Here is a 17,776-nt window from a genome sequence, read left to right on the forward strand (position 1 = left end):
CCACGAGAAGTTGTATTGTCAACCACTTCGGCAACCAATAAGTCATCATCACCGAAATATAATTTGTTGCCTACACGAATTTTACGCGCAGGATCTACCAACACATCCCAAAGACGAAGCTCATTGTTCAATTCACGCAACAAGAAAACTTCAATCGTAGCTCCAGTTTTTTCTTTATTACCGTAAAGGCGGGCTGGAAAAACTTTAGTATTGTTTAAGATCATGACATCTTTGTCATCGAAATAATCCAATACATCTTTGAAAATTTTGTGTTCAATTTTACCAGTATCTCTATGTAGGACCATCAAGCGTGATTCGTCACGATTTTCAGAAGGTTCAGAAGCAAGTAATGATTCTGGTAAGTTGAATTTAAATTGAGATAACTTCATCTTTAATGATATATATTTTAATGTCTGCCTTTCAGTGCATTACAGTGCACCAAATACTAGGTTGCAAAAAGCATACAAAGTTATAACTTTTTCGGGTATAGAAAGGGCTTATTTCTAATTTATGTATATATTTTTAACGATTTTGACATTAAATCAAAACTATATTGTATTTTAGAATACAATTATGCTATTTTTTAGATTGATATTGGAGAGTTGTCAGTTTGCTTTTTCGGCATTAAAAGACAATCGTACTCGCACCTTACTATCGCTGTTGGGTGTGACCATCGGTATTTTTACGATTATTGGTGTATTTTCTGCGGTAGATACCCTACGGAATAATATAGAGGAATCAGTAAAGAAGATCGGTAGCAAAACACTTTATATTGAGAAATGGCCCTGGGATGGAGGTCCAAATTTCCCTTGGTGGAAATACTTGAATAGACCTGAACCTACATACAATAATTACCTGGATTTGAAGAGTCGGATGACGACAGCCGAGTATATGGCGTATATGATCAATATTGGTAATACGACTATAAAATATAAGAATAATTCGGCCCAAGGCTCATCGGTCAATGCAGCGACCTATGAGAACCTGTACATTCAAAATTTGAATATTGTGGATGGTCGTTACTTTGCTGAAAGCGAGTCGAGGGGTGGAGCTCTTGTAACTGTGTTGGGAGCAAATATTGCGGAAGGGCTTTTTCCTAATGAGGAACCTGTTGGCAAATATATTAATATGTTAGGCCGAAAAATTCAGGTTATCGGTGTATTAAAGAAAGAAGGAAATGGTGTATTGATCAATACCTCCCCCGATGATACCGCCTTTATTCCATTTGAGCTTGCGAGAAATTTGGTCAACTATGATAATTTCTCACCGAGCATAGCGATGGTTATTAAATCGAACTATACGCTTGGCGAGGCGGAGAGCGAAGCGAAGACACTCATGCGTTCGATTCGTCGTATATCGCCACAACGGGAGGAAAACTTTTCCATTAACCAGACAACAATGATTACAGGTGCGCTGGATCAGCTTTTTGGGATAATTAATCTTGCGGGTTTTTCAATCGGTATTTTTTCGATTTTGGTTGGTGGCTTCGGTATTGCCAATATCATGTTTGTCAGTGTCAAAGAGCGTACACATATCATCGGAATCCAGAAAGCGCTGGGGGCTAAAAATTTCTTTATTCTTTCACAATTTTTAGTTGAGTCTATCGTACTATGTTTGTTGGGGGGAGGGATAGGCCTCGTTGTTGTTTATTTTTTGGCGTTTCTAGTGCAAGCTGCAACTGGCGTTGCTATTGTCGTAAGTTTAAAAATGGTTATGCTTACCGTTTCGCTTTCGACGTTTATTGGTCTCATATCAGGTATTGTTCCGGCCCTAATGGCTTCTCGATTGGATCCGGTAGAAGCGATCCGGAGTAAATAGAAAGCGATATGTTTAAAAAAGCTCAATTTTCGATATTGCAAGGATTTTGGCTTTTAATTTTTGCCTATAGCTGTATGCTGATGGCTGAAATCACACTTCGCTATCGTGGGTTCTCACTCGATGCGAATTTCCTGATGATTAAACAAACGGAAATTGAAGAACTTTGGTGGTATCGCTACGTATTTTATGTCCATGTCTGCACAGCTATCTTTGCCTTGCCTGCCGGCTTTACGCAGTTTAATACTTATCTATTGAATAAATATCCGCGAGTCCATCGAAGTATCGGGTATTTGTATGTATTCGCCATTTTGGTTTTTGCCGCTCCTTCAGGTTTGCTTATTGGATCCGTAGCAAATGGCGGGTTAACCTCTATTATTGCATTTGAATTATTGGGGCTTGGATGGTTTTATTTCACCTGGCGGGCAGTTCGTTTGGCGAGTCAGCGAAAATTTGATAAACACCGTGATTTTATGATCCGTAGTTTTGCCTTAACCTGTTCTGCACTTACCCTACGTTTTTGGAAGCTTGCTTTAGTATACCTGTTTCAGCCTAATCCGATGGATCTCTATCAAATTATTGCCTGGTTGGGGTGGGGCCCTAATTTGTTGTTGGCGGAATTTATTATTTATCAAAAAAATCATAAATTATGAGGAAGAACCTTTGTTTAATGTTAATGCTTGGAGCAATCCTTGGTTGTAAGGACGGGAAAAGCAAAAAGAATGAAGCCACCGAAACAAAAGATACTGTTGTGGCCGAAGCTGAGGCACATCAGGAACTTTATGGCAATTGGGTGGGCGAATTTGTTGTGGATGAAAGTACTCTTGAGGAAGGAGAAGGGCTGCCCACAACAGATTATTCTCCGAAGATAAATTTGACCATAAAAAAAATTACGGATAAGGGTAATATCTTCGGACAGAATGTTGTCAAAGGAAATCTGCGCTCTTTTGTGGGGAAATTGGAGGAAAATGGTGCCGATATTCGGTTATTATTGGATGAACCCGGCGACAAAAAGTCCGACGGGCGATTTGAAATTAAGCTTAATCACGATACCTTAATAGGCAATTGGACCGCATATGACCAAGGGGTAAAGATTAAAAAGCGAAGCTTTAAATTGTTGAAAAAGCAGTTCGCCTATAATCCAAATCTGATGCTAAAAAATCAGGATGGAGAAGACGGAACTTTGGTCGACTGGATTAACGAAAAAAGAAAGGAGGAAACTGATGTGGATGGAGATTCAACTTATACTTACATTATTCAATACTATCGATCGGCATCCCCTGCGGTCTTTACTGTAAATGCATCTAAACAAAAGTTGACGGAGAAAGACCTTAAAAACCTCAAGAAATTAGATCTGGAGATTATTCGGAATACGATTTTTGCCCGACATGGCTATGCGTTTACCAAACCTAGCATTCGCCAGTTTTTTGAACCTGTAGATTGGTATGTGCCTATTTCAAAAGATGTGTCTGCAGACTTAAGCCCCTTAGAAAAAGATAATATAGCTTTGCTGACTAGATTTGAAAAATATGCAACGGATAATTATGACACCTTCGGAAGGTAATGCAGTCAACATTAGTCATGAATATTCGAAAGATCAGTATCACACAAAAGGCTTTACATCGTAAAGCCTTTTGTGTGATATCAAGAGTTTATGTTTTATTATTTCTTCCGAATAGAAATCGCATTTTTATGCGCTTGCAGGCCTTCGAGTTCAGCGAGTATTTCAACTACCGACCCGATTTGTTGAAGTCCAGTTTCGCTTATATGCTGAAAAGTAACTTTTTTCACAAAAGAATCTACTGATACGCCGGAGTAGGAGCGTGCATAGCCTGATGTAGGCAGCGTGTGATTTGTACCTGAGGCATAATCTCCTGCGCTTTCAGGGGTTAAGTGACCTAAGAAAACCGAACCAGCGTTACTGATATAGCGTGTTAAGGACTCCCATTGGTCCGTCTCCAAAATAAGGTGTTCTGGCGCATAGTCATTTGAAAACTGTATGGCCTCCTGAAGATTCTCGACAGTTATTGCATAGGAATTTTCAATCGCTTTTGCAGCAAGTTCCTTGCGAGGCAAAACCGCTAATTGGGCTACTAATGCTGTGTTGACGGCATCAACTATAGTCGCGGAAGTTGCAACCAGCACAGCTTGACTGTCGGCTCCGTGTTCGGCCTGTGCCAAAAGATCTGCGGCGACAAATGCTGGATTAGCCGACTCGTCAGCGATGACCAGTACTTCGGATGGCCCCGCAGGCATGTCAATGCTAACATTTGCAAGGCCCTGTATGATGGATTTTGCTTTTGTGACAAACTGATTTCCTGGGCCAAATATCTTATCGACTTTTGGTATAGTCTCTGTTCCAAACCCCATAGCAGCAACAGCTTGAGCGCCTCCAACGAGGTATATTCTATTTATCTTAAGTAATTTTAAACAAAAAGCAACAAAGCCATTTATTTTTCCATTGGATTGTGGAGGAGAACAAACGACAATCTCTTTACATCCAGCTATTCTCGCAGGAATACCGAGCATTAAAAGTGTGCTAGGTAAAACTGCTGATCCCCCTGGGATATAAAGGCCAACTTTTTCAATGGGACGAACCTCGCGCCAGCATTTTACGCCGGGCATCGTTTCAACAGTGCGCTCCCTTTTTAATTGTGTACTATGGAATTTATGTATATTTTGAAACGCGATTTCCAATGCTCTTTGTTGATCGCGGTCAATGGTAGATGCCAGTGCGTCGATATCTTCCTCGTCTAAATATAATCTGTCAAGTTCAACTTTATCAAATTTGGCCGCATATTCGCGTAATACGATATCACCTTGGTGGCGTACTTGTTGAATAATTTCCTGGACAACCTCTTGTATTGCATTGTTTGGATCCGTATTCCTAGCGACCAGTTGCTGGATTTCGGTTTTTCCTAACGTTTTGTAATCATATTTTTTTAACATGGTTGTATAAGTGCATCAAGTTTAAAGAATGATTTTTTCAATGGGCATCACAACGATACCTTGGGCACCTTCAGCTTTTAACTTATTGATCTTATCCCAAAAGTCATCTTCAGTGATAACGGTGTGTACGGCTACCCAACCTTCTTCTGCCAGTGGAACAACCGTAGGGCTCTTAACACCATGCAATAAAGAAGTGATGGCTGGCAAATTTTTCTTTTCGACATTCAATACCACATATTTAGTTTCTTTTGCTAAAAGAACAGATTCGATACGTTGTACTAATTCGGTCAAAACTTCATTGCCTTCTAATCCCTTTCTTCCAACCAAAATGGCTTCTGAATTTTTGACATCAGCAAAAGGTTTCAAACCGTTGCTTTTTAGTGTTCCTCCGGTAGATACGATATCGCAGATCGCGTCACTAAGACCCAAGCCCGGTGAAATCTCAACTGAGCCGGATATCAAACGGATGTCTGCATTAATCTTATAATCGTCTAGAAAATTCTTTAGGATATTTGGATAAGAGGTTGCGATTGCTTTGCCGTTAAGGTCTTTAATATCTTGGATGGTGCTATCTTTGGGAATAGCCAGTTTCAATGTACATTTTCCAAAACCAAGCCGTTTGATGTATTCTACTTTGGATTCGGTCTCATCGATGATGTTTTCACCGACGATGCCCAGGTCGGCTATGCCTTGTTCCACATATCCCGGAATATCATCATCTCTCAGAAATAATATTTCCAGTGGGAAATTCCCAACAGTTGTGATTAAAGAACTTTTGTAGTTCTCGAAGTCTAAACCACAATTTTTCAGTAATTGAACAGATTTTTCGTTTAACCTACCCGATTTTTGGATAGCAATTTTAAGATTTTTCAACGCTTTATAAATGTTAGCAGTAAATTATTAATAATAAGAAATCAAACAAGAGGGAAGGTATTCTACGTAAGAACACATTAAATTAACATATCGCCACAATGGCGATGATGCAAATGAAAATGATGTACGTAAGTATAAACCATGTTTGTATTAATAACTGCAAGCAAATGTATAGTAAATTAATGGGAAATGCAAGACTATCATTTTAAAATTCTTATCCCAATGGACTTGTTGTTGAAATGAATTCAATTTTCTTGAAAAAAATGTGAAAACAATGCTGTTGATTGGGGGAATATACCATAATTTAGACAAAAGGTAATGCTGATTTCCTATCCTTATAGTAGGCTGTTTGAATTACTTTAAATAGCAAGTTGTGAAATCTTGTTCAATCGAAACGCTTTTTATAGGCTGACAACTCACATAAATTTTCTTATTTTTAGGAATTGGGGGTGACATACTAAGTTAGTAGCGAATAAGAGTTGCAGTAGTAGGGAGTATAAGTTGTTGTTTAATAAATAGGAGGAATGTGTTTAGTGGTACATGTTTCAAAGGGATTATAAATTAGATAGATTATTTGTTTGATGAAAAGATTAGCTTTTATTTTTATTTGTTGGATTAACTGTCTATGTGGTCCTGTCCTTGGACAGGAAAAGCCAGCGTCTACGTTAGATATCCGTATATTGGAGTCCATAGCCGAGACTCGGACAGCGCCACAAACACAAACATTTAAAGTGCTTTCTGATATCAATAACTATGTTCAGATAGCCGTTCCTGTAGGTTTACTGGTTGCAGGTGCGGTCAACGATGATAAGGCAATGCGTCAGAATGCCTTGTATGTTGCTAGTAGTACAGCTGTAACAGCGCTCGTGAATGTTGGGTTAAAACATATTTTTAAGCGAAGCAGGCCATTTAAAAAATATCCTAATTTCATATCGGTTCGTACGGCCGGTGGGTATTCCTTTCCGTCTGGTCATACCTCATCTGCTTTTGCTACTGCTTCTGCTTTGTCTCGGGCTTACTCAAAGTGGTACGTCGTCGCACCATCGCTTTTATGGGCGAGTAGCGTGGGGTATTCAAGGATGTATCTGGGCGTACATTTTCCCTCCGATGTGTTAGCAGGTGCTGTACTGGGAACAGGAGCAGCCTTTGCTTTAGATGGATTAAAGAAATAATATAGAAATAGAAAAAATGATGCAACAGGTTATTAAAATATTGGTTGTTGGATGTGGAAATATGGGCGCATCTCATGCGAAGGCATATCACGATTTAGATGGCTTTCAAATTGTGGGGCTAGTAGCTCGTGGGGAGAGCAAAAGTAAACTGAATGAACAATTGGGCGGCAACTATAAATTGTTTGAATCTTATGAGGATGCACTTCAGGAAACGAGGCCGGATGCCGTTTGTATAGCGACCTATCCGGATACACACAAAGCGTATGCTATAAAAGCCTTTCAGGCTGGTGCTCATGTTTTTATTGAAAAGCCTTTAGCTGAAGATGTGATTTCCGCGCAGGAGGTCGTCGATGCAGCAGTGAAATATGATAAAAAATTGGTTGTTGGATATATTTTGAGATATCATCCCTCATGGGTCAAATTTATTGAAATAGCTAAAACGATGGGAAAACCACTTGTTATGCGTATGAATCTCAATCAACAGAGCCATGGGTATATGTGGGATGTGCATAAAAATCTAATGGCTAGTTTAAGTCCCATTGTTGACTGTGGAGTTCATTATATTGATGTCATGTGTCAAATGGTGGGTGCGAAACCATTGTATGTATCTGCAATCGGAGCGCGGTTAACCGATGAGATTCCTGCTTGGAACTACAACTACGGACAATTGCAGCTGCATTTTGAAGATGGGTCCGTAGGATGGTATGAAGCTGGATGGGGACCAATGGTTAGTCAGAACGCTTTTTTTGTAAAGGATGTTTTTGGACCTAAGGGGGCAGTTTCCATTGTCGCAAATAAAGCAAGCGATGAAGGTAAATCGGATTCGGTAGCATCCCATACACAAACAGAAAGCCTTCGCGTACATTATGCCGATTTAAATGCGGCAAATGAATTTACGAAGGTCGATGAGTGGGTCAATTTATCTGATGAGCCCGACCATCAGGAATTATGTAACCGGGAGCAGTTATTCTTTCAGCAGGCGATTGTAGATAATTTGGACCTTTCAGATTCGATGGAAGATGCTGTTAATAGTCTACGAATTGCTTTGGCATGTGACGAAGCGGTGAAAACTAGGCAGATGATTAAATTGTAGTATATTTTGCTTAGTGGTCTTTTTTTTGCTTTTTATGGAAATATGAAGCGAAAAAAGTAAATAAATAAAAAAATAGCGTAAAAGATAGGCTTTTTGGTCTGTCTTTTGTTATTTAGCTACATATTTATCATTCTTATGAATAATTTACTCAACGTTGCACTATTATTTGGATTATCAATTTCGACAACCTATGCACAAGATAAGCAATGGCAGATGGAGTTGGTGTTTAAAGGTGAAGTTTCCCCTGAAAAATTTGAAAATGAAGTTCCGGAATTTGCAAAAGAGTTTTATGAGCCATTTTTGAAAGGAAAAATGGCTTATCGGAATGTGGAGATTTTGGCTGATGCCGATTATTCTTCCACTGTAGTGAATCAAAAAGCACATGCTATTTTAAATCGAAAATTAGCAAAAACATATTCGTATTCGGTTGGAGATGATGTTGTTACTGCCGAAGCATACAGTCCATCCTATAAGATTGTCAGTACGAAGTTAGGGGAGTCGGAAGGGCCTTATGTGCAGCTGCAAGATATGGGCGAGATCGAATCGATAGCGGGAATTACCTGTAAGAAAGCAAAGTTATTTATAAAAAACCATGCCGATTCCGCGGTAGCAACGGTATGGTATTCGGAAGCAGTGCCCACTTATTATCTGACAGCATTTTCATTTATCAATGATTTGCCTGGAGGTGTGCTCAAATTGTCTTTGGGTGAAAATAATGACCTTGGTTTTGAAACAACAAAAGTGATCAATGTATCGTCTGTGACAGATTTTGCACTCCCTAAAAACGCAAAGGTGATTGATATCTCAGGGGGAGGGAATATGAGTGAAGGGGAAGATGTGAGTTTGTTTGAAGATACTTTTCCATTGGAAAAATCACTTAAATGGACGATGGTCAAGGATAAAGATACCAATGATGAATATTATGGTATAAAAAGCATAGCGGGAGAAGACGTGTTGCCTTGCTCTCTTTTCTCTTTAGCCTATTTTAATGAGCAGACTGCTATTGTTTCAGATAAAGATAATTATTTCTGGTTGTTGGATAAGAAAGGAGGAAAGGTGAATAAAGAAGGGTTTGACTGGCTTACGCCTGCAAATCAAAAACTGGCTATTTTTCAGAAAGATGGTAATTTTGGATTGATCACACAGGAAGGGAAAGTTCTGCTTGACAAAAAGGAAAATATCAGTAAATTTTTAGACAATTATTTGATGTTCTCTGAAAATGGAAAAGTTGGATTGTTGGATGAAAATGGGAAGATTTTATTAAAGGCGAACTTATTATTTTTAGATGCTGATAATGCTGGAAATGTTCTGGTCCGGGAGAAGGAGGGTGAAGAAACGAAAACGTTAGACCTGGAAGCTTTTTTAAAGACCTATGTGAAGTGATTTTAAAGTCCATGCATTAATATAAATTTATTATTTATAAAAAAGGCCTTCGATAGTATCGAAGGCCTTTTTTATGTGTCTATTTAATTGTGCATTTGCACGATTAAGGAATGTTCAAGAACTTATGTGTTTGTAGTGAAATATCCCATTTAGGGTTTTCTTTTACGTAGTCAATAATAGAAGGTGTCATCTCTTTAGATTTCGACCATTCAGGTTGAAGGTATAATCTACAGTTTTGTCCTACAAGTTGTGCGTATTCTTCTCCCCATGCGAAATCGCTTTTATTGAAAACGATAACTTTAAGTTCACCAGCAGCTTCTAACACATCTTTCCGTGGAGCTTTGAATTTTTTTGGAGATAAACATATCCAGTCCCATTCGCCACTCAAAGGATATGCACCTGAGGTTTCAATAAACGTTTTAATGCCCGCCTCATGAAGTCCTTTTGTTAGGTAATCCAAATTATAAATAAGTGGTTCGCCACCCGTAATGACAACTGTTTTTGCCGGATATTTCTTTGCATTTTCGATAATCGAATCTGCGGTTGTAAGGGGGTGGATAGATGCATCCCAACTTTCCTTTACATCGCACCAGTGGCAGCCCACATCGCAACCACCCAATCGTATGAAATAAGCAGCAGTCCCGGTGTGGTAGCCTTCTCCCTGAATAGTGTAAAATTCTTCCATTAAGGGCAATAGTGTTCCGTCTTCTGGTACTTGATTTGACATAGTTAAAATTTCAGTCTGCAAAGGTAGCAAATATTAATGAGATGCTCAATTTGTCCTGTGGCTTTTAAGTAGCTGTCCTGTCATTTTTTTTATATATAGTTGCTGGTAATAATCTGTTTTATCCCTTTTATTTTTAGGTTGATGTTTAAGCAAAGCACATTGTTTACCGCTACTATGGTATCAGGTTTATACGATGTTTTCTATTAACAGCGAAACAATACTCTTTTTACAGGGGGGTAACAAGGGGTTAATAGGGATTTACCCCTGTTAACCCCCTGTTATACCCCTGTTAACCCCTTGCTATACCCCTGTTAGTATATAACCTGATTTTCATTCATTGTTGGGATGTACATGGGGACAATAGAGAGGAGCTGTTGATCAATAAGATCAGATTATCAATTCGTTTTAAACTGCAATGATGAGGATGTAAAGCTGATGAAATCGGTGTGTTTGAACAGAGGTCGGGAGCGGGGCTAGTAATTATACCTGTATAATGCGTTGAATAGCGCTAAACTCCTGTTATTTTATCAGAATTTTTACTAAATTTGTGTCACAATTTATTTATTGAAAACGTAAGTGTAATAACATAATTGTACATGTTGTTTTATGTTTTCTATTTTTTAACAATTTAAAGATCATAGTTGTAAATGATTAAAATTACACTACCGGATGGTTCCGTAAGAGAGTATCAACAAGGGATCACTGCTGCAGAGATTGCGTTATCAATCTCGGAGGGGCTTGCAAGAAACGTCCTTGCTGCCGAAGTTAATGGTGAAGTGTGGGATTCTGCCCGTGCTATTGAAAATGACGCTACTGTCAAGTTATTGACCTGGAATGATACCAAAGGTAAATCCACTTTTTGGCATTCTTCAGCCCACTTATTGGCTGAGGCATTGGAGGCATTGTATCCTGGGATTAAATTTGGTATTGGTCCCGCGATTGAAACCGGATTTTACTACGATGTTGATTTTGGTGATCGTGAATTCTCGTCTGATGACTTTAAAGCGATCGAAGACAAGATGCTGGAGCTGGCTAAACGGAAAGAAACATTTGAACGTAAAGCTGTTTCGAAATCGGATGCATTGGCTTACTTTACTGAAAAAGGAGATGAGTATAAGCTAGATTTAATCAAAGACTTGGAAGATGGAAAGATTACTTTCTATACTCAAGGGGAATTTACAGATTTATGTCGTGGGCCTCATATTCCAAATACTGGGTTTATCAAAGCGATTAAATTGACTAATGTTGCCGGTGCTTACTGGAGAGGTGATGAGTCTCGCAAACAGTTGACACGTATTTATGGTGTTACTTTCCCTAAAGCATCGGAGCTTACAGAATATTTGAAATTTATAGAAGAGGCGAAAAAACGCGATCACCGTAAACTGGGGAAAGAGTTGGAACTTTTTGCTTTTTCTGAAAAAGTTGGTGCAGGTTTGCCTCTTTGGTTGCCTAAAGGTGCTGCATTACGTCAAAAGCTGATAGACTTCTTACAGAAAGCACAGTTAAACTCAGGGTATGAGCCTGTTGTTACTCCGCATATCGGACATAAGCAGTTATATGTGACTTCTGGACACTATGAGAAATATGGCGCGGATTCATTTCAGCCGATAAAGACTCCGATCGAAGGAGAAGAGTTTTTGTTAAAACCAATGAACTGTCCGCATCACTGTGAAATTTATAAAGTAAAACCACGTTCGTATAAGGACTTACCGGTTCGATTTGCAGAGTTTGGTACTGTATATCGTTACGAACAGTCTGGTGAGCTTCACGGATTGACAAGGGTGCGTGGATTTACTCAGGATGATGCCCATTTATTTTGTCGTCCCGATCAGGTTAAAGATGAATTCAAAAAGGTAATCGATTTAGTACTTTATGTTTTTGGAGCCTTAGGCTTTAATGATTATACAGCACAAGTGTCGTTACGTGATCCTGAGAATCGTACGAAGTATATTGGTACTGACGAAAACTGGGCTTTGGCTGAATCTGCAATTATTGAAGCTGCAGAGGAAAAAGGCTTGCCGACAGTCGTAGAATATGGTGAAGCGGCTTTCTATGGTCCAAAATTGGATTTTATGGTGAAGGATGCTTTAGGTCGTAAATGGCAGTTGGGTACTATACAGGTGGATTACAATTTGCCTGAGCGCTTTGAGTTGGAATATACAGGAAGTGATAACATGAAACATCGCCCTGTGATGATTCACCGTGCGCCCTTCGGATCTTTAGAACGTTTTGTGGCTGTATTGATCGAACATTGTGCTGGACAATTCCCATTATGGCTTGCTCCTGAGCAATTTATCGTCTTGCCAGTGTCAGAAAAATATGAAGAATATGCTCAAAATGTTTTGAATTCGCTAAATAATTCCGATATTCGCGGACTGATAGACTTACGTGACGAGAAAGTGGGCAGAAAAATCAGAGACGCCGAAGTGAAAAAGCTTCCTTATATGTTGATTGTAGGGGAAAAAGAGGTGGAAAATGGCACAGTTTCTGTACGTAAACATGGCTCAGTGGAATTAGGAACTATGACTGCTGAGGCATTTAGAGATATATTAATTAAGGAAATAACCGTTTAATTTTTAAACATTTGGCATTAAAAAGACCCGGTGGTCCAAGACCACCAATGAGAAAGAAAGAACCAGATCACCGCATTAATGAGTTAATCAAAGTACCTGAGGTACGTTTGGTAGGAGATAATGTGGAGCAAGGAGTTTTCCCTACGCGCAAAGCGTTAGAGTTGGCTGATGAGTTGGAACTTGATTTAGTGGAGATTTCGCCAAATGCTGTACCGCCGGTTTGTAAGATTATCGACTACAGTAAGTTTGTTTACGAACAGAAGAAGAAACAAAAGGAAATCAAAGCTAATGCAAAACAGACTGTTATTAAAGAAATTCGTTTCGGACCTAACTCTGGTGAGCATGATTTTGAGTTCAAATTGAAGCATGCGATTAAGTTTCTTGAAAGTGGAGAGAAAGTTCGTGCTTATGTACACTTCAAAGGTCGTGCTATTGTACACAAGGATCAAGGTGAAATCTTGTTGTTACGCTTTGCTCAGGCTTTAGAGGATTACGGTAAAGTAGAGCTTTTACCGAAATTAGAAGGTAAACGCATGTTTTTAACAGTAGCTCCAAAGGCTCCTAAAAAATAATAAGAATTCTAACAGATTGATATAAAATTTATAAGTATTATGCCAAAAGTTAAAACCAATTCCAGCGCAAAGAAACGTTTCAAATTGACTGGAACAGGTAAAATTGCAAGAAAAAACGCTTTCAAAAGCCACATCTTGACAAAAAAGAGCACAAAACGTAAACGTAACTTAACACAAACAAGTTATGTATCTGATGGCGATATGGGCAACGTAAAACGTATGCTTGCTATCGGTAAATAAGTTTTATTCGATTTTATTAATAATAATTTTTTAACCGGGTATAAGGTTGTAAGTTCATTGAAATACATGACACCTTCTACCAAACTAATTTTAAAAATATGCCACGTTCGGTTAACGCAGTAGCTTCTAGAAGAAGACGCAAAAAAATCCTAGGCCTTGCAAAAGGTTACTTTGGATCACGTAGCAAAGTTTATACTATTGCTAAAAATACAGTAGAAAAAGGTTTACAATACGCTTACCGCGATCGTAAAACCAAAAAACGCGAGTTTAGAGCTTTATGGATTCAACGTATCAACGCTGGAGCTCGTCAACACGGAATTTCTTATTCCCAATTGATCGGTAAATTAAACGCTAAAAACATTGGTTTGAACCGTAAGGTTTTAGCTGACTTAGCTTTAAATAACCCAGAAGCTTTCAAAGCAGTTGTAGACGCAGTAAAATAGAGTTTTTAATCCGCTGTCAATTTGTTAGAGATATTAAAGGAGCCTAAAAGGCTCCTTTTTTTGTTATGACGGTTACTGTATCTTTTTTGGGACGTTATGTGCCAGGTAAACCCAATTCAATGCTATGTTTCATTTTAGTTCTTACTCCCCAATTATACTCTTGATGCAAGTGACGCTGTATATTACAACTTATAGCTCTTTTAGATTTGAAATTAGGTTTGATTTTTGTTGATCTGTAGAAAACATAACATTATGAAACTAAGAACAATTACATTTGGATTTTCACTTCTTTTGATCGGAAGTTTGGTGATGGCGGCCAAAGAGCCAGTTTCGAAGGCTCTAACGAACGATGTGGTTAATCAGCAGGGAAAAGTTATCTCAATTGAAGGGGTGAACAATAATCGTACGATAGAGGCCAAAGGGGGGGAGATTGTACAAATAGAAGGTGCTGACAATAAAGTTGTAATCCGTGGCAATGTAAGTAAATTGATTATTGAGGGGAAGGGGAATACTGTAACAGGGAATGACATTACAACGGTGACGATAGAGGGGGCAGACAATATGGTTAATATTGGTTCAGTAGAGACTGTTCAAATTGAGGGAGTCAAAAACCATGTCCATTATAAGTCTACGAAGAACAAGTCTGGTCAGGTAAAAGTGTCTACTGAAGGCGCGGATAATATGGTGATGAAAATGAAATAATGTAAATCAGATTTCCATAAAAAAGGGTTGTGTATATTATTTACAGAACCCTTTTTTATGAAAATGGTAGCTACGGTTTGTCTTGATCGTCCTCGGGATGACTGCGAGCAACTGTATCCCCCTGGGATTGAAATTCCGCCCCAGCTTCGTTTTCTCCTTGTTTCATCGTTGAATAAGGCTTTAGAAAGTCTTGATCAAAAGGATGCTCTGTCGCAGCCTTGGGAATAATCTGATCGTTCTGATATGGGCGAACACAGGTACCCTTTACACGTTCCGATTTATAGACATAAGTTCCCCAAATACAGAAAAAGATAATAGTTCTTATCGTATCTTCATATTTGGTAAATATGTCATCGGTTTTATTCAAGTATTGTTTGAACATAAAATAGCCTGCAATTGCATCTAGTGTACAAAATATGGCCATAAATAGTGCAACCATAAAGAAGGTCTGAGCGAAAATATCCCTTCTCTTAATTAGAAGGATACAGCTATAAATCAATCCAGACAGTATCAATATATTACCGATTATTTCCAATAATAGTAAAGTTCTGTATAGAACGGGGGAAACACCTTCCAGTTGATCTACCGCTTGCCAAGTATTTAAACTAAAGAAAGACTGTTGGAAGATAAATATACCGGATAAGGTCAATATATTTATAAATAGTACAATAAGCAGTATGATCATCCATCCGCCGATCTGATCGTGATAAATCTCGTCATAAGGTTTGATGATAAAAGCTTTGGTCTTATTATACTTTTTAACAATATACCAGATGACAGCTGGCACCAGAAGAACGAATAGGATCAGGACAAACCAATTAAAGTCTTCCGCCGATGCCGGCGTACTCAGATCAGTTATCCCATCTGTTACATATCCGTCATTGTCAAGATAGAAGCCATTATAAAAGATATGATCACGATCTGCAAAATCTGCATAATACTGTTTCAGGTCTTTTTGTTCGACAAAGGGTTCGTGGAAACTTAACGTGTATGCAACCTTAATACTATCCTGTTCTACTTCCAGTGTTTTGCCGAAAACATACGCAGTGCGGTCGAAATAACTATTGTCTCTATAATTACCGAATTCTTTTTTCCCTTTGTTGACAATATACATTTCGTAGGTTAGATCTGTTGGAAAAGAAAGGCTTAGGGGAGCAATACGATCCTCCATAATCTCTGGAAGCTTGTCATTTATATTTGTTCCCAACAAAGGAATATATTTTTTAGTAGATCCGCTTTCTGTCTTTCCAATGTTTTTTATTTTATACTTTTCGATGATCTCCACAATATTGTTCTCCACATCATCTTTGTATTGTATATGACTAATTTTATTGATCTTCGGATAGATCTTGGCATAATACTCCAAGTATTGCTTCTGTATGTCATTTTTTGCACTACTTTGAATATAAGTACGCATATCGTCCGCTTCATTTCCAACATAAGTTGTGTGGACATCAAGGGTAGCCTCAAATTTGCCTTCCATCGTCAAGGTTTCCTTGACTTTAATATTGCCGACAATATGCTGCGGTACGTCTGTAAGCTTTCCACTACCCATAGTCGAGAGTACTTTTCCATAAGCTGGGAAATACCTGTTTTTGATATCTCCACCCTGATTAGTTATGGTTGGGTCAATATATTGGGACCGTCCACTAATATTAACTTCAATAACCATATGGTTGAAAGCATAAGGCGAGGGAAGTTCTTCCTGCAGGCCTCTATTCTTATAGGTATTGGCTAATACGAGTCCTGCATCAATATTCTTGTTTTTGAGCATTGTGGCCAGCAGCATTGATTTATCTTTACAATCGCCGTAGCGCTGGGAAAATACTTTTTCTGGAACATTTGCCCGGTGCGAATATTCTCCCATCTCAATACCCATATAGCGTATCTCATTTTGTACAAAGTCGCAGGCCTTTTTCAGGTACGCATAGGGTTGCCCGTTGGACTCTTTCCAAAGTTGATTGACGAAGGCTTGAAGTGTACTTGTCGTTGCTATTTGTGGAATAGGATTAATTTTACGGTTCCATTGATCAACTTCCTGCCAGGTATTGAATTCCGAGCATTGGATATATTTTAAAGGGCTGTACCACGACGGACTATAATCCTCGTACTGAACCGTTTTGTCCGCCGTCAGCTCCCAGAAAAAATTTGTTGTATTTCCTGTTGACTGTTGCTGTGCCTCAGGTGCGCCATTGAAACTTTTAAACTGAAGTTTGCGACCATTGGGTACAATATAGTTGATATGAACCAGACCTGTAGGTTCATATCCCTGTAAGTAATAGCTGTCGAAAAATTTCTGTTCAAATACCGGATTTACACCTATTATTGAATAAGCAAATACAATCTTGTCGTCTTTGCGTAAATCTTCCAAAACATAATGGGCCATTTGACTTCCGTTGTAAATGGATCTCGAAAGCTCTGTTTCGGAGGCAAGGAGCTTAAATTTTGCCTGCGGTAATAGGTTGATATCTTTGCCGTTCCGAATAACCTTTAACTCATGTAGTTGAAGGTTTTGAAAATGCGGATCAAAGGTTACCTGGACTTGTCCCAGATTTTCGATTCCAGTCTGATCAAATAGAACTTTTATGTCCTTATAATATTTTGTTTGGGTAGCTAAGTTTATTTGATGTTCGATTAACTCATAGTAATATCCATCACTAATATCATCCAAATTTGGCTTTATGGGCTTTTTTGTAGTAGGGCGGAGCCAATTTGGTGATGCTGTTTTTTGGATAGTTGTTTGGCTAAAAGACCAGGAAAATGCAGCTAGTACGAGTACAAAGGCAAATAGAAGATGGCTAAATCTTTTCATTAATTCATTAATTTAGCCTAAGATAAGTAAAAATTGGACGTAATGGTAACCGAATTTAAAGAGTATTGGAAATCTGGATTTAGTTGAGTTTAGGGTCTTTAGAAATAAAAAGGGCAGTCCAAAATGGACAACCCTTTTAGTTGCTGATTCGGTAATCTTATAATTTACTTTCTCTTTTTTTCTTTTTCTTGACAACTTTAGGCATTTGAGCCTGTTTCGCTTCATATTGTCTCTCAATATATTGTATAATTTCTGAGGCAATATCTTTTTTGGTCGCTTTCTCGATGCCTTCCAAACCAGGAGATGAATTAACCTCGAGTACTAAAGGTCCGCGATCAGAAGGGATCATATCAACGCCACATACCGTAAGTCCTAACTGTGCTGCAGCGGCAATCGCTGTGTCTTTCTCAGCCTTACTTAAA

General features: G+C 38.6%; 17 protein-coding genes. 11 read left to right on the forward strand and 6 right to left on the reverse strand.

Going from position 1 to position 17,776, the window contains the following annotated elements:
* Positions 1–389: S-adenosylmethionine:tRNA ribosyltransferase-isomerase (locus B2X72_RS10865; protein WP_286849602.1), on the reverse strand; the 389-nt coding region annotated here is incomplete at its 3' end.
* Positions 390–573: 184 nt separating this feature from the next.
* On the opposite strand from B2X72_RS10865, the gene B2X72_RS10870 reads away from it, so the two are divergent.
* The 3 genes from B2X72_RS10870 to B2X72_RS10880 are packed head-to-tail and all read left to right on the forward strand — an operon-like array spanning position 574 to position 3,379.
* The gene (locus B2X72_RS10870; RefSeq protein WP_172840710.1) at positions 574–1,818 is read left to right on the forward strand and encodes an ABC transporter permease; all 1,245 of its coding nucleotides are present in this window, start codon (positions 574–576) and stop codon (positions 1,816–1,818) included.
* An 8-nt stretch (positions 1,819–1,826) separates the two neighbouring features.
* Positions 1,827–2,468 carry a DUF2306 domain-containing protein gene (locus tag B2X72_RS10875; protein ID WP_286849604.1) on the forward strand — a complete coding sequence of 214 codons (642 nt, stop codon included), beginning with the start codon at positions 1,827–1,829 and terminating at the stop codon, positions 2,466–2,468.
* Positions 2,465–3,379, forward strand: a complete 915-nt coding sequence (locus B2X72_RS10880; protein ID WP_075993346.1) for a YARHG domain-containing protein — start codon at positions 2,465–2,467, stop codon at positions 3,377–3,379. Before B2X72_RS10875 ends, B2X72_RS10880 begins: the two co-directional genes overlap by 4 nt.
* 98 nt (positions 3,380–3,477) lie before the next feature.
* Here B2X72_RS10880 and hisD read toward each other — a convergent pair whose 3' ends face one another.
* A complete protein-coding gene (gene hisD / locus B2X72_RS10885; RefSeq protein WP_075993345.1) occupies positions 3,478–4,764 on the reverse strand; it encodes a histidinol dehydrogenase in 1,287 nt (428 codons plus the stop codon).
* Between the two features lie 21 nt (positions 4,765–4,785).
* The gene (gene hisG, locus B2X72_RS10890) at positions 4,786–5,637 is read right to left on the reverse strand and encodes an ATP phosphoribosyltransferase (RefSeq protein ID WP_075993344.1); all 852 of its coding nucleotides are present in this window, start codon (positions 5,635–5,637) and stop codon (positions 4,786–4,788) included.
* Between the two features lie 581 nt (positions 5,638–6,218).
* Between hisG and B2X72_RS10895 the strand changes: the two genes are divergently transcribed.
* The 3 genes from B2X72_RS10895 to B2X72_RS10905 all read left to right on the forward strand — a co-directional run bounded on the left by B2X72_RS10895 (position 6,219) and on the right by B2X72_RS10905 (position 9,285).
* Positions 6,219–6,809, forward strand: coding sequence for a phosphatase PAP2 family protein (locus tag B2X72_RS10895; RefSeq protein ID WP_088162194.1), 591 nt, complete (start codon positions 6,219–6,221; stop codon positions 6,807–6,809).
* A gap of 16 nt (positions 6,810–6,825) precedes the next feature.
* Positions 6,826–7,902, forward strand: coding sequence for a Gfo/Idh/MocA family protein (locus B2X72_RS10900; protein WP_232475557.1), 1,077 nt, complete (start codon positions 6,826–6,828; stop codon positions 7,900–7,902).
* Between the two features lie 135 nt (positions 7,903–8,037).
* Positions 8,038–9,285, forward strand: a complete 1,248-nt coding sequence (locus B2X72_RS10905) for a hypothetical protein (protein ID WP_088162193.1) — start codon at positions 8,038–8,040, stop codon at positions 9,283–9,285.
* 103 nt (positions 9,286–9,388) lie between these two features.
* Here B2X72_RS10905 and B2X72_RS10910 read toward each other — a convergent pair whose 3' ends face one another.
* A complete protein-coding gene (locus B2X72_RS10910) occupies positions 9,389–10,012 on the reverse strand; it encodes a 7-carboxy-7-deazaguanine synthase QueE (RefSeq protein ID WP_075993340.1) in 624 nt (207 codons plus the stop codon).
* A 647-nt stretch (positions 10,013–10,659) separates the two neighbouring features.
* On the opposite strand from B2X72_RS10910, the gene thrS reads away from it, so the two are divergent.
* From thrS to B2X72_RS10935, 5 genes are all read left to right on the forward strand, one after another.
* Entirely contained in the window at positions 10,660–12,585 is a 1,926-nt protein-coding gene (thrS, locus tag B2X72_RS10915) for a threonine--tRNA ligase (RefSeq protein WP_112376148.1), read from the forward strand.
* A gap of 11 nt (positions 12,586–12,596) precedes the next feature.
* Positions 12,597–13,157: a translation initiation factor IF-3 gene (gene infC / locus B2X72_RS10920; protein ID WP_075993338.1), complete on the forward strand. Its 561-nt coding sequence runs from the start codon at positions 12,597–12,599 to the stop codon at positions 13,155–13,157.
* Positions 13,158–13,196: 39 nt separating this feature from the next.
* On the forward strand, positions 13,197–13,397 hold the full coding sequence (gene rpmI / locus B2X72_RS10925; protein ID WP_002993964.1) for a 50S ribosomal protein L35: 201 nt from the start codon (positions 13,197–13,199) through the stop codon (positions 13,395–13,397).
* A 98-nt stretch (positions 13,398–13,495) separates the two neighbouring features.
* Entirely contained in the window at positions 13,496–13,840 is a 345-nt protein-coding gene (rplT, locus tag B2X72_RS10930) for a 50S ribosomal protein L20 (protein ID WP_046674462.1), read from the forward strand.
* A 252-nt stretch (positions 13,841–14,092) separates the two neighbouring features.
* On the forward strand, positions 14,093–14,542 hold the full coding sequence (locus B2X72_RS10935) for a DUF3060 domain-containing protein (RefSeq protein ID WP_088162191.1): 450 nt from the start codon (positions 14,093–14,095) through the stop codon (positions 14,540–14,542).
* 70 nt (positions 14,543–14,612) lie between these two features.
* On the opposite strand, the gene B2X72_RS10940 is transcribed toward B2X72_RS10935, so the two are convergent.
* Together B2X72_RS10940 and B2X72_RS10945 are read right to left on the reverse strand one after the other, a co-directional pair.
* Positions 14,613–17,354 carry a DUF3857 domain-containing protein gene (locus B2X72_RS10940; protein WP_286849606.1) on the reverse strand — a complete coding sequence of 914 codons (2,742 nt, stop codon included), beginning with the start codon at positions 17,352–17,354 and terminating at the stop codon, positions 14,613–14,615.
* Between the two features lie 157 nt (positions 17,355–17,511).
* The coding region (locus B2X72_RS10945; protein WP_414711796.1) for an ATP-grasp domain-containing protein at positions 17,512–17,776 on the reverse strand (265 nt) is incomplete at its 5' end.

The organism is Sphingobacterium sp. UBA7253, assembly GCF_002472745.1.
Lineage (GTDB): Bacteria > Bacteroidota > Bacteroidia > Sphingobacteriales > Sphingobacteriaceae > Sphingobacterium > Sphingobacterium siyangense.

Bases quoted from the DNA above. Each gene is read 5' to 3' on its own strand.
- B2X72_RS10875 (WP_286849604.1), top strand. From the start codon at position 1,827: ATGTTTAAAAAAGCTCAATTTTCGATATTGCAAGGATTTTGGCTTTTA.
- B2X72_RS10870 (WP_172840710.1), top strand. From the start codon at position 574: ATGCTATTTTTTAGATTGATATTGGAGAGTTGTCAGTTTGCTTTTTCG.
- rpmI (WP_002993964.1), top strand. From the start codon at position 13,197: ATGCCAAAAGTTAAAACCAATTCCAGCGCAAAGAAACGTTTCAAATTG.
- B2X72_RS10940 (WP_286849606.1), bottom strand. From the start codon at position 17,354: ATGAAAAGATTTAGCCATCTTCTATTTGCCTTTGTACTCGTACTAGCT.
- B2X72_RS10900 (WP_232475557.1), top strand. From the start codon at position 6,826: ATGATGCAACAGGTTATTAAAATATTGGTTGTTGGATGTGGAAATATG.
- hisD (WP_075993345.1), bottom strand. From the start codon at position 4,764: ATGTTAAAAAAATATGATTACAAAACGTTAGGAAAAACCGAAATCCAG.
- rplT (WP_046674462.1), top strand. From the start codon at position 13,496: ATGCCACGTTCGGTTAACGCAGTAGCTTCTAGAAGAAGACGCAAAAAA.
- B2X72_RS10895 (WP_088162194.1), top strand. From the start codon at position 6,219: ATGAAAAGATTAGCTTTTATTTTTATTTGTTGGATTAACTGTCTATGT.
- thrS (WP_112376148.1), top strand. From the start codon at position 10,660: ATGATTAAAATTACACTACCGGATGGTTCCGTAAGAGAGTATCAACAA.
- B2X72_RS10935 (WP_088162191.1), top strand. From the start codon at position 14,093: ATGAAACTAAGAACAATTACATTTGGATTTTCACTTCTTTTGATCGGA.
- B2X72_RS10880 (WP_075993346.1), top strand. From the start codon at position 2,465: ATGAGGAAGAACCTTTGTTTAATGTTAATGCTTGGAGCAATCCTTGGT.
- B2X72_RS10905 (WP_088162193.1), top strand. From the start codon at position 8,038: ATGAATAATTTACTCAACGTTGCACTATTATTTGGATTATCAATTTCG.
- B2X72_RS10910 (WP_075993340.1), bottom strand. From the start codon at position 10,012: ATGTCAAATCAAGTACCAGAAGACGGAACACTATTGCCCTTAATGGAA.